9 protein-coding genes and 1 pseudogene are annotated in these 11629 nt (G+C 66.8%); 8 read left to right on the forward strand and 2 right to left on the reverse strand.

What is annotated here, in order from left to right:
* Positions 1-100: 100 nt before the first annotated feature.
* The 8 genes and pseudogenes from GH737_RS09345 (at position 101) to folP (ending at position 9809) form a co-directional block, all read left to right on the forward strand.
* Complete coding sequence (locus GH737_RS09345; RefSeq protein ID WP_155264565.1) at positions 101-1498, forward strand: amidohydrolase; 1398 nt, start codon at positions 101-103, stop codon at positions 1496-1498.
* Positions 1498-2883, forward strand: a complete 1386-nt coding sequence (locus GH737_RS09350) for an amidohydrolase family protein (protein ID WP_420853439.1) — start codon at positions 1498-1500, stop codon at positions 2881-2883. The genes GH737_RS09345 and GH737_RS09350 overlap by 1 nt, the downstream gene beginning before the upstream one ends.
* Positions 2884-3028: 145 nt before the next feature.
* Positions 3029-4369 carry a phosphoglucosamine mutase gene (gene glmM / locus GH737_RS09355; protein ID WP_155264567.1) on the forward strand — a complete coding sequence of 447 codons (1341 nt, stop codon included), beginning with the start codon at positions 3029-3031 and terminating at the stop codon, positions 4367-4369.
* 43 nt (positions 4370-4412) lie between these two features.
* The gene (gene thiD / locus GH737_RS09360; RefSeq protein WP_155264568.1) at positions 4413-5636 is read left to right on the forward strand and encodes a bifunctional hydroxymethylpyrimidine kinase/phosphomethylpyrimidine kinase; all 1224 of its coding nucleotides are present in this window, start codon (positions 4413-4415) and stop codon (positions 5634-5636) included.
* 92 nt (positions 5637-5728) lie between these two features.
* A pseudogene (locus GH737_RS09365) lies at positions 5729-6313 on the forward strand (ribonuclease HII); the annotation flags it as partial.
* A gap of 245 nt (positions 6314-6558) precedes the next feature.
* A complete protein-coding gene (locus GH737_RS09370; protein WP_155264570.1) occupies positions 6559-7695 on the forward strand; it encodes a site-specific DNA-methyltransferase in 1137 nt (378 codons plus the stop codon).
* Positions 7696-7759: 64 nt separating this feature from the next.
* Positions 7760-8698 (forward strand): glycosyltransferase family 2 protein, encoded by a 939-nt coding sequence (locus tag GH737_RS09375; RefSeq protein ID WP_155264571.1) that lies wholly within the window; start codon positions 7760-7762, stop codon positions 8696-8698.
* A gap of 34 nt (positions 8699-8732) precedes the next feature.
* Positions 8733-9809 (forward strand): dihydropteroate synthase, encoded by a 1077-nt coding sequence (gene folP / locus GH737_RS09380; RefSeq protein WP_155264572.1) that lies wholly within the window; start codon positions 8733-8735, stop codon positions 9807-9809.
* Here the strand turns inward: folP and GH737_RS09385 are convergent.
* Positions 9806-10561 (reverse strand): SDR family NAD(P)-dependent oxidoreductase, encoded by a 756-nt coding sequence (locus GH737_RS09385; protein ID WP_155264573.1) that lies wholly within the window; start codon positions 10559-10561, stop codon positions 9806-9808. The two genes, folP and GH737_RS09385, sit on opposite strands and share 4 nt — an antisense overlap.
* Before the next feature lie 45 nt (positions 10562-10606).
* A partial coding sequence (locus GH737_RS09390; protein ID WP_155264574.1) for a sigma-54-dependent transcriptional regulator occupies positions 10607-11629 on the reverse strand: 1023 nt, incomplete at its 5' end.

Below are 11629 nucleotides of genomic sequence, written 5' to 3' on the forward strand. Positions count from 1 at the left end.
CGCTTCGCGACGAGGACCTGGCGGGACGCCCGGAGCTGGCCGAGAACCAGGGCGCCGGCATGCACCCCGAGCGGGAGACCGACCCGCGGCCGGCGGGCGCATGAGGGCGGCGGCGCTTGCCGCGCTCGGCGCGGCGCTCGTCCTGTCCGGTTGCGCTGCGCTCGAGCCCAAACCCAAGCCTGCGCCTGCCGTCCACGTCAACGAAGACCCGTACCCCTCGACCTACGCCCGCTACCCGGGCGCGCCGACGGTCATCCGCCACGCGACCGTGTTCAGCGGCGACGGGCAGCAGATCAACGACGGGACGGTCGTGTTCGCGGACGGCGTCATCCAGGCAGTCGGCGGGCCCGAGCTCGCCTCGCCCGCGGGAGCGGTGGAGATAGACGGGACCGGCAAGTTCGTGACTCCGGGGATCATCGACGTCCACAGCCACCTCGGCGACTATCCGTCGCCGGGAGTCACCGCGAACTCCGACGGCAACGAGGCGACCGATCCGGTAACGCCCGAAGTCTGGGCGGAGCACAGCGTTTGGCCGCAGGACCCCGGCTTCAGCCGGGCGCTGGTCAACGGCGGCGTGACCACGCTCCAGATCCTCCCCGGCTCGGCCAACTTGTTCGGCGGGCGCTCTGTGGTGCTCAAAAACGTGCCGGGCCGGACGGTGCAGGAGATGAAGTTCCCCGGCGCGCCTTACGGCCTGAAAATGGCCTGCGGCGAGAACCCCAAGCGGGTCTATGGCTCGAAGGGCAACATGCCGCAGACGCGGATGGGCAATATCGCGCTTGCCCGCGAGACCTGGGTGAAGGCGCGGGACTACAAGCGGAAGTGGGACGAATATTATGCCAAGGGCGGCGACATGCCCGAGCGCGACCTCGCGATGGATACGCTCAAGGGCGTGCTCGAGGGCAAGATCCTGATCCACAACCACTGCTACCGCGCTGATGAAATGGCCAACATGATCGATATGGCCAAGGAGTTCGGCTATCACGTGACCGCGTTCCATCACGCCGTGGAAGCCTACAAGATTGCCGACCTGCTCGCGGCGAACAACATCTGCGCGGTGATGTGGGCGGACTGGTACGGCTTCAAGATGGAAGCCTATGACGCGGTCAAGGAGAACATCCCGCTGGTCCATAACGCCGGCGCCTGCGCGATCGTCCATTCCGACGACCCAAACTATATCCAGCGACTGAACCAGGAAGCGTCGAAGGCACTCGCCGACGGCATCCGCGCGGGAATCCCGAATCTGTCGGAAGCCGTCGCTTGGCAGTGGCTGTCCGCCAACCCGGCCAAGGCGCTCGGCATTCTCGACAGGACGGGGACTCTGACGGCCGGCAAGATGGCCGACGTCGTGCTTTGGAACGGCGATCCGTTCAGCGACTATTCTCGGCCGGAGCGGGTATGGATCGACGGCGCGGAAATGTACGATGCGAACAATCCGAAGAAGCGTCCGGTGAGTGACTTCGAGCTCGGCCAGCCGGGCGAGGGAGACGTCAAATGATGCTGCGCCTCGCAGCTGCGCTGCTGCTCGCGGGCGCCGTACCGGCGGCTGCCGAGACGGTCGCGATCACCGGCGGTACGGTTGCGCTCGGCGACGGTTCGGAGCCGATCCCGAACGGTATGGTCGTGATCCGCGATGGCCGCGTGGTCGCCGCGGGCAACGTCCGGATGAAGCTTCCCGCCGGCACCCAGGTGATCGATGCGACCGGTAAGTGGGTGACGCCGGGAATCGTGGCCGGATTCTCCCGCCTCGGGCTCGCGGACGTCAATCTGAGCGCCGAGGGCGCGGACGACACCGGCAACGATGGCCCATTCAACGCCGCCATCGACATCGCGCCGGCGATCAACCCGCTGTACCAGCCCGTGGCGGTAAATCGCGCCGACGGAGTGACTCGCGCGATCGTCGCGCCGGCCGCGGGCAAGAACATCTTCGCAGGGCAGGGCGCGGTAATCGATACCGGCGCCGACATGGAGCCGATCACGGCCCGTCGGAAGTTCCAATTTGTCGAGCTGGGCGAGACCGGCTCGAACAAGGGCGGCGGATCGCGCGCCTCGGCTCACGTCCTGTTCCGCAACGCCCTCCGCGAAGCCTCCGAGCTGAGGCGCTACGCGAGCCCGATCGAGGCGGCGCGGAGCGGCACGCCCGATCAGCGCGAGCGCGCGGTCGTCCGCAACCCGAACGAATCGCGGCTTTACGGCACGAGCGCGCAGCGCAGCGAAGACGTGCTCCTGACCCGCTTCGACGCAGCCGCGCTGGTGCCGGTGCTGCAGGGACGGCAGTATCTGCTGGTCCACGCCGAACGCGCCAGCGACATCCTCCAGGTGCTCGACCTCGCGCGCGAGTTCCCGTCGCTCAAGATTGTGCTGGTGGGCGCGACCGAGGGCTGGCTCGTCGCTGACAGCATCGCGCACGCTAAGATCCCGGTGATCGCATCGGCAGTGAACGATCTTCCTGCGTCGTTTGAGCAGATCGCCGCCACTCAATCGAACGTCGGCCGGATGCGCGCGGCGGGCGTCGACGTGTCGATCGGCATGGTCAACGACAACGACACACACAACCTCTTCATGGAGCGCCAGTACGCCGGCAACCTCGTCGGACTGCAGCGCATTCCCGGAGCGACGGGCGTGAGTTGGGGCGAGGCGCTGGCGATGATCACCTCGCGGCCGGCGCAGGCGATCGGGATGGGCGGCGAGATCGGCAGCCTTGCTCGGGGTGCGCGGGCCGACGTGGTGATCTGGTCGGGCGACCCGCTCGAAGGATCGAGCGCGGCCGAGCAGGTGTTCATCGACGGTGTCGCGCAGCCCCTCGAGACGCACCAGACGCGGCTGTTCGAACGCTACCGCTATTTGCCGCGGACCGATTTGCCCAAGGCGTACCGGCACTAGGTTTCCCATCTCGTCATTCCCGCGAACGCGGGAACCCAGTTGTCTGCTTGGCTGGGTCCCCGCATTGGGCCCCTTCAAAGTAGTACTTTGATGGGAACCCTGAGCGGGGATGACGAAGTAAGGGTGTGCGGGTTAAGGGGCGTCCATGACACGCAAATTCTTCGGCACGGACGGAATCCGCGGCACGACCAATGCCGAGCCGATGACTTCCGTGACGGCCCTTCGTGTCGGACAGGCCGCCGGCGCGCATTTCCTTCGCGGCGACCATCGCCACAGGGTGGTGATCGGCAAGGACACGCGGCTTTCCGGCTACATGATGGAATCGGCGATGGTCGCCGGCTTCACCAGCGTCGGGATGGACGTGGTGCTGCTGGGGCCGATGCCGACTCCGGCGGTAGCGATGCTGACCCGCTCGATGCGCGCCGACCTCGGCGTGATGATCAGCGCCTCGCACAACCCGTTCGCCGACAACGGAATCAAGCTGTTCGGCCCCGATGGCTACAAGCTCAGCGACGAAGCCGAGCAGGCGATCGAGCGCCGGATGGAGAAGCCCCCGAAGCTCGCCAAAGCGGAGATGATCGGCCGCGCGCGCCGGATCGACGACGCGCGCGGTCGCTACGTCCAGTTCGCCAAGGACACCTTTCCCGAAAACCTGCGGCTCGACGGGCTCAAGGTGGTCGTCGATTGCGCGAACGGCGCCGCTTACCATGTCGCCCCCGAGGCGCTGTGGGAGCTCGGGGCCGAGGTGGTGCCGCTCGGCATTGCGCCCAACGGCCTCAACATCAACGATGACTGCGGGTCGACGCACCCAGCGCTGATGCAGGAGACGGTCGTCGCGAGCGGCGCCGACATTGGCCTCGCGCTCGACGGCGACGCGGACAGGCTGATCGTCGCTGACGAAACGGGGCGGCTGGTCGACGGTGACCAGCTGATGGCGCTGATCGCGCTCGGGCTCCAGGCCCGGGGCGAGCTCAAGGGCAATGCCGTCGTCGCCACCGTCATGTCCAATCTCGGGCTCGAGCGGAAACTCGATGAAGCGGGGCTCAAGCTGCTGCGCACCAAGGTGGGCGACCGCTACGTGCTCGAGGAGATGCGCAAGACCGGCTGCAACATCGGGGGCGAGCAATCGGGGCACATCATTCTTGCCGACCACGCGACAACCGGCGACGGGCTGGTCGCCGGACTGCAGGTGCTGGCGGCGCTGGTCCAGGCCGGCGCACCGGCGAGCCGGCTGCTGAGGCAGTTCGAACCGCTTCCGCAGCTCTTGAAGAATGTCCGCTTCAATGGCGGCGCAGAGCCACTCGAGAGCGACGGGGTCAGGAAGCGCATCGCAGCCGCCGAGGCCGAACTCGAAGGCCACGGGCGGCTCGTGATCCGAAAGTCGGGTACCGAGCCGCTGATCCGGGTGATGGCCGAGGGAGACGATCCCGAACTCGTCGAGCGACTGGTCGACGACATTTGCGAGGCCGTGCAGGCGGCGGCGTGAACGCTTTCTTGGTAATTATCGGCGCAACGACAATTTCGTGCGCATGGAAAACTTCGCCCCGAACAGCGGGACGAAGGCGGATTCGGTGACGAATACCGCCCGTATCCTCGTGATCGCCGGCTCCGACTCGGGGGGCGGCGCGGGGATTCAGGCCGACATCAAGACCGTGGCGATGCTCGGCGGGCATGCGATGACGGCGATTACGGCGGTCACCGCGCAGAACACGATCGGCGTCGACGCCATCCATCCGGTCCCCACCGAGATCGTGCTCGCGCAAATCGATTCGGTCGTTGGCGACATCGGCGTGGATGCGGTGAAGATCGGAATGATCGGCAGCGCCTTCACGGCAATGCAGGTGGCCGAGCGGCTCGAGCAACTCAGGGCCGGGCAGCCCGGGCTTCCTATCGTGTTCGACCCGGTGATGGTGGCGACCAGCGGCGGCGCGCTTGCCGACGAGGCAACCGTGGCCGCGTTCGGCTGGCTGATGGACGTCGCGACCATCGCCACTCCCAACCTACCCGAACTCAAGCGGCTTACGTCCGAGGAAGATCCGGTCGCGGCGGCGCTGCATCTGGTGGGACAGCACGGCTGCGCAGTGCTGATCAAGGGCGGGCATGAGGAAGGCGACGCGCTCGCCGACGCGCTGATCGAAGAAGACAATATGACGAGCTGGCAGGGCCAGCGGATCGACACCACCAGCACCCACGGCACCGGCTGCACGCTGGCGAGTGCGATTGCCTGCTTCCTCGCGCAGGGGTCGAGCCTTTCCGATGCCGTGGCGCGGGCACGCGAGTTCGTTCGGGTCGCGCTTTACGCTGCGCCTGGCCTTGGACAGGGCTCCGGTCCGATCGGACACGCCGACGTGCGCCTCGATGTCGGCCCCGGACCGCGCCTCAACCAGGTCACGGTGACCGGCAGCAAATATGAGCGCTCGGTCGACTTTTACCGCCGGCTCGGCCTGCGCCAGATCATCGATAGCCCGGACACGGGCTATGCAAGGTTCGAAACTGCGGGCGGAGTCACGATGTCGGTCCAGATCGACGCCGACGAAAAGGTACTCGCGACCACGGCGATCTACCTGGAATGCGACGACCTCGACGAGCGGGTCGAGCAGCTCGCGCGCAGCGGGATCGCGTTCGAGCACGGGCCGCGCAACCAGCCCTGGATGTGGCGCGAGGCGCGGCTTCGCGACCCCGATGGCAACATCATCTTTCTGTACAAGGCGGGGGAAGCGCGCCGCTTCCCGCCGTGGCGGATGCAGGAATAATCCACACATTTCGTCATCCCCGCGAAAGCGGGGACCCAGCGAAAAGCCAAAAACTGGGTTCCCGCTTTCGCGGGAATGACGAATAAGGGGGTATGCCGCGGCGTTGTTCCTTCAAGCTCGAACTCGACTTTCCGCAACCGCTGGCCGGGGTCGACGAGGCGGGGTGCGCGCCGCTGGCGGGGCCGGTGGTCGCCGCCGCCTGCATTCTCGACCGCGAGAGATTCCCGCGCGGGATCGACGATTCGAAGAATTTGCCGATCGACAGGCGCGAGGCGCTTTACGGCAAGCTGATGAAGCAAGCTGTCGGCTGGGGCGTTGGAATCGCCAGCGTCGAGGAAATCGACCGGCTGAACATCTACTGGGCGAAGATGCTGGCGATGGTGCGCGCGGTCGAGGCGATCGGGCTGGAGCCGGCCTGGGTGCTGGTCGACGGAAACGCGCTTCCCAAGTGGCAGCGCCCGTCCAAGGCGATCGTCGACGGCGACGCCAGATGCCGCTCGATCGGCGCGGCATCGATCATCGCCAAGGTCACCCGCGACCGGATCATGGCCGACTATGCGCGCGAATATCCGGGCTACGGCTGGGAGACCAACCGCGGCTACGGTACGCCCGAGCATTGGCGCGCCTTGCACGCGCTCGGGCCGACGCCGCTGCACCGCCGCAGCTTCCCCAAAGTCCGCGCCGCGATCGAGGCTGACGCGCAGCCGCCCCTGGTCTTCGAAGAAATCCGCCCCGGCGAGTCCTTTGCGCCACACCCACCAGAGATTGAGTCAATCGAGATCGTCGGGACTCAAGATGTTGTGGAGCAGCCCCGGACAGCGGCCTAGCTGTAGTCGTTCGTACCGGCTCGTTAACCCTTGATCGCTTGACCGCGAGTCCTGCCTGACTCACCTTCGCCGGCTCGAAGGGGGGACGTCCGTTCATGAACCTGGTGGCGCGCATCGCGGAACGGCACGGCACGTTGGCGCCGAATGCGCCGTGCCCCAGGATCCTGCCGTTCAACGTCATCCTGCAGGGCGACTGCATCGCCGAAATGGCTCGGCTTCCGGACAAGTCGGTCGACATGATCTTCGCCGACCCACCCTACAATCTGCAACTCGGCGGCGACCTGTTCCGCCCCGAAGGCGGCCGTGTCGACGCGGTCGACAACGACTGGGACAAGTTCGACAGCCTGACGACCTACGACAATTTCACCCGCGACTGGCTTGAGCAGGCGCGGCGGGTGCTCAAGGATGACGGCACGATCTGGGTGATCGGCAGCTATCACAACATCTACCGAGTCGGAGCGCTGCTCCAGGACGCCGATTTCTGGATCCTCAACGACATCGTGTGGCGCAAGACCAACCCGATGCCGAACTTCCGCGGCACCCGCTTCACCAACGCCCACGAAACTCTGATCTGGTGCGCCAAGGACGAGAAGGCGCGCTACACCTTCAACTATCGCGCGATGAAGGCGCTCAACGACGATCTCCAGATGCGGTCGGACTGGGTGCTCCCGATCTGCGCCGGGGCGGAGCGGGTGAAGGGCGTTGACGGCCACAAGGCGCATCCGACGCAGAAGCCCGAGGCGCTGCTCTACCGGATCCTGCTCGCCTGCACGAAGCCCGGCGACGTAGTTCTCGACCCGTTCTTCGGGACAGGCACCACCGGCGCGGTCGCGCGGCGGCTCGGGCGGCGGTGGATCGGGATCGAGCGCGAGAGCGCCTATGTGAAGGTCGCGCGCGAGCGGATCGACTCGACGCTTCCTCTCGACGAAAGCGCGATGCTCACGGTGACCGACAAGCGCGACCAGCCGCGCGTCGCCTTCGGGCTGCTGGTGGAAGCCGGATTGGTACCCGCCGGCACTACGCTGCTCGATTCGAAGCGGCGATGGAGCGCCTCGGTGCGCGCGGACGGCTCGATCTGCTCAGGCACCCACAGCGGCTCGATCCACAAGGTCGGCGCGGCGCTGCAGGGGGCGCCGTCATGCAACGGCTGGACCTTTTGGCATGTCAGCGGCAAGGCCGCGCTGACGCCGCTCGATGCGATACGGCAGGACTATCTGGCGCAGTCTGGTTGAGCGCGGATTTCCATTCGAGCAGGGCGTGCTAAGCGATCTCGTCGAATTCCCTTAGAGAGCGTCAGTGAAAATCGGTGTCCTGAAGCGGGCAAAAGCGCGAAGCGGCGTCTTTTCATTCAGCCTGGTCTACAACGAGGAGTGGTTTCTCCCGCATTTCCTCGCCCATTACCGCGGGCTTGGGGTCGAGCGGTTCGTCTTCTTCGACGATCATTCTACCGACCGGACCCGAGACATCCTGATGGAGCAGGACGATTGCACGGTCCTCGCGGCGGAGGACGACTCGCCCCGGCCGAAATTGGCAGTCATGCAGGCGGCGCTTGGCAACCGAGTCCTCAAGGTGATGGGCGATGGCCAATGGGGACTCCACCTCGACGTCGACGAATTCATGGTCCTCCCCACCGGCTTCACGTCGATCGAGGACGTCGCACGCCATCTCGAGCAGCAGGAGCCTAAATGTGCCATGGCGGCGATGGTCGATTTCTACCCCGAGCGGCTGTCGGAGCGCTTCTTCGACCCGCTGGGGCCGATCGAAGGCAGCCCGTGGTTCGACCGCGATCCGGTCTACAAATGGTTCCCGAAGGATGCCAAGCCGAAGATCGTGATTTCGGGCGTGCGCCCGCGGCTGCTGATAAAGCTGAACAAGCGCTATCCCGAGAAAATCCCGGAGATTTACGGCGACCGGCCGTACCGCATCGCCAAGACTTGGAAGGTCCCCCTGGTGAAGACGGGGCAGGGGATCGTCCGCCTCGACCCCCACAACGTAAACGTCCGCCCGCCCGAAAGCCTTCAGCTGGGACTCGCCCATTTCAAATTCTACCCGGGGCTCGACGCGAGAGTGCAGAACGCGCTCGACCGCCAGGGCTATTTCCAGGCGTCGGTGGAATATCGTTTTCTCGATGCCATCCTCAAGCTATTCCCCGACGAACCCCTCGTGTGCCCACGCAGCGTCCAGTTTCGCTCTCCTGCCGACCTCGAGGGCGCCGGCCACATCTGGGCACGATGACGCGGCGCTCCGCGGCGGTTATGCGGGGCAGGCCATGATCCGGACCCTGCTTCGCCCGACCGCATTCGTCGATTCGCCTTTCGGCCACGACGGCAAGATCGCGCGGCTCGCGGGCGGGTTGAACTGGTTCTCCGCGGTCGAGCTGGTTCGCATCGACGGACACGAGCGCACTTCGACAGAGCTGGTGCCGGTCGAGGGCATCGAGAGTCGCTTCGACGGGGACATGGCTGCGCAGTGGACGGCACTGACTTCCCAGCGCGCACCCCTCCAGCTCGGGGAACGCGCAATCCGGCTCGGCCAGCCGCAGGTCATGGCAATCGTCAACGCAACACCAGACAGCTTTTCCGACGGTGCCCGGTTTGCCGATGCCGCCGCTGCCGCCGAAGCGGGCGCCGACATGACCGCGGCCGGCGCGGCAATCGTCGACGTCGGCGGCGAATCGACCCGGCCGGGCGCCAAGCCGGTGTGGGAAGGCGACGAGATCGAGCGCGTGGAGCCCGTCATCCGCCAACTCGCGACAGGGGGCGCGGCGGTGTCGGTCGACACCCGCAAGGCCGACGTCATGACGGCAGCGATCGAGGCCGGTGCGCGGATGGTGAACGACGTGTCGGCGCTGACCCATGACGGCCGCTCGGCCGGGGTCATCGCCGCCTCGGACATCCCGGTCATCCTGATGCACCATAAGGGCTCGCCCGAGAGGATGCAGGACGACCCGCGCTACGATGATGTGCTCGTCGAAATCTATTTGTGGTTGGAGGAACGGATCGCCGCTGCCGAAGCTGCCGGAATCAGGCGCGAGCGCATCCTCATCGATCCTGGCTTTGGCTTCGGCAAGAACGTCGGGCACAATCTCGAGCTGATGAACGGGCTGGCCCTGTTCCACTCGCTCGGCTGCCCCCTTGTCGTGGGCGCAAGCCGCAAGCGAACGATCGGCGCGCTGTCGGGCGAAGCGCCCGTCGACCAGCGGCTCGGTGGAAGCATCGCCTTCGCGCTCAAGGCTCTGGAGCAAGGCGCCCAGCTGCTGCGCGTCCACGACGTGCCCGAGACAATGCAGGCGCTGCGGATCTGGCGCGGGCTGCGCGACCAGGCGTTGACCCCGCGAACTCTCTAGGCGGTGTAGCCGCCGTCGCTGACGAAGATCGTGCCGGTGACGCTTGCGCATTCCTCGGACAGGAGGAAGGCGATTTGCGCAGCGATCTCTTCCGGCTTGGCGTAGCGCTTCAGGGGCGTTGCCATCGCAGCCATCTCGGCGAACGCGGCCTCGCGGCCGACCTCTGCCGCGCGATCGGCGAACATCGGAACCGAGTCCCAGATCGGCGTCTCGACTCCTCCGGGCGCAATCACGTTGACGCGGATACCCTGCGCGGCGCCCTCCTGCGCGGCCACTCGCGCGAGCTGGATCACGCCGGCCTTGGAAGCGGCATAAGCGGCAATTCCCCGCTCCGCCTTCACTCCCGCCGCCGAGGCCGTCACCACGATCGAGCCTCCGCCGGCCGAGCCGATCGCCCGCATTGCCGCCTGAAGCGTGAGGAATGCGCCATCGAGGTTGACGCTCATCACCCGCCGCCACTCGTCGAGATCGATCGTGTCGATCGGTCCGGCAGACGCGACTCCCGCGTTGACGACGGCGTGGGTGACGCCGGTTAGGTCGGCGCCCCGCCAGAGCTGCGGATCGGCGACGTCGCCGATGACCAGCGCGCGCTCGCACGGGAGGCTGAATGCGAAGTCGTGGACACGGTCTTCGTCCCGGTCGACGAGGATGAGCTTGCGCGCGCCGCTGTTCGCCAGGCGCGTGGCCACGGCCGCGCCAATCCCGGAAGCGGCCCCGGTGACGAGGGCGACGGCGTCTTTGAAAGGTTGCATTGGGCGCGCCCGTAGCAGAGCGGCTGCCGCGGCAGAAGCGCCCGCTTATGCAGCGCTGGTGTCGATCCCGAGGCCGCCGAGCTTGCGGTAGAGCGTGGAGCGGCCGATGCCGAGGCGCCGCGCGACCTCGCTCATGCGCCCGCGATAATGGCCGATCGCGAGGCGGATAATGTCGGCCTCGATCTCTTCAAGCGGTCGCAGGTGACCGTCGCCGGTGTAGAGGGTCACGTCGGGCGCGCCGGAGATCGCCTGATCGCTCCGCGACTTGCTGAGCGTCGGCACGCCGTCGGTGCGGCGGCCGGTGAAGCGCGACTGGACCGCGATATGCGGGAAATGATCGGCGGTGAGCGAGCTGCCGTCGCACTGAAGCGCGGCGCGGAACAGCACGCCGGCGAGCTGGCGGACGTTGCCTGGCCATCCGTAGCGCATCAGCAAAGATAGCGCGTCATTGCCGATCGACAGCGGCTTGAGCTCGAGCTGTTCGGCGACGCGGCCGAGCAGATGGCGCGCGAGCGCCGGGATGTCGCCGCTGCGGTCGCGCAGCGGGGGCAGGACGACCGTGGTTGCGCCGATTCGCTCCGTCAGACCGGCGTTGAAATCCTCGGGCAGCGGCCGGCTGCTCGTAGCGATGACCCGAACGTCTACCGAGTAGCTGCCGTTGAGGCCGACCGGCCGGACTTCCCCGGTTGCGAGCATGCGGTCGAGCCGCTCCTGAGTTTCGGGCGGCAGTGCGCCGATTTCGTCGAGCACCAGCGTGCCGGCGTCCGCCTGTACGAGCTTCCCGGATTTCGCAGCGAAAGCCCCGGGGAAGGCTCCCTTCTCGTGGCCGAAAAGCTCGCTGTCGATGATGTTCGCCGCGATCGCCTTGCAATCGATTGTCAGCAGCGGGCCCTTGGCGCGGAGGCTCGCCGCGTGGATCGCGCGGGCGACGGTTTCCTTGCCGGTGCCCGGCTCGCCCACGATCAGCAGCGGGAGGCGGTTGCCCTGCTCGATCGCTTCGTCGAACGTGTCGAACGGGCGCGACACGGCCACGGGACCGAACGGCTCGTCGTTCATGATGTCCGCTTC

Origin of the sequence: Sphingomonas segetis, assembly GCF_009720245.1 — a bacterium.
Lineage (GTDB): Bacteria > Pseudomonadota > Alphaproteobacteria > Sphingomonadales > Sphingomonadaceae > Sphingomicrobium > Sphingomicrobium segetis.

Coding starts and splice junctions, on each gene's coding strand:
- GH737_RS09345 (WP_155264565.1), top strand. CDS start 101: ATGAGGGCGGCGGCGCTTGCCGCGCTCGGCGCGGCGCTCGTCCTGTCC.
- GH737_RS09350 (WP_420853439.1), top strand. CDS start 1,498: ATGCTGCGCCTCGCAGCTGCGCTGCTGCTCGCGGGCGCCGTACCGGCG.
- glmM (WP_155264567.1), top strand. CDS start 3,029: ATGACACGCAAATTCTTCGGCACGGACGGAATCCGCGGCACGACCAAT.
- thiD (WP_155264568.1), top strand. CDS start 4,413: ATGGAAAACTTCGCCCCGAACAGCGGGACGAAGGCGGATTCGGTGACG.
- GH737_RS09370 (WP_155264570.1), top strand. CDS start 6,559: ATGAACCTGGTGGCGCGCATCGCGGAACGGCACGGCACGTTGGCGCCG.
- folP (WP_155264572.1), top strand. CDS start 8,733: ATGATCCGGACCCTGCTTCGCCCGACCGCATTCGTCGATTCGCCTTTC.
- GH737_RS09385 (WP_155264573.1), bottom strand. CDS start 10,561: ATGCAACCTTTCAAAGACGCCGTCGCCCTCGTCACCGGGGCCGCTTCC.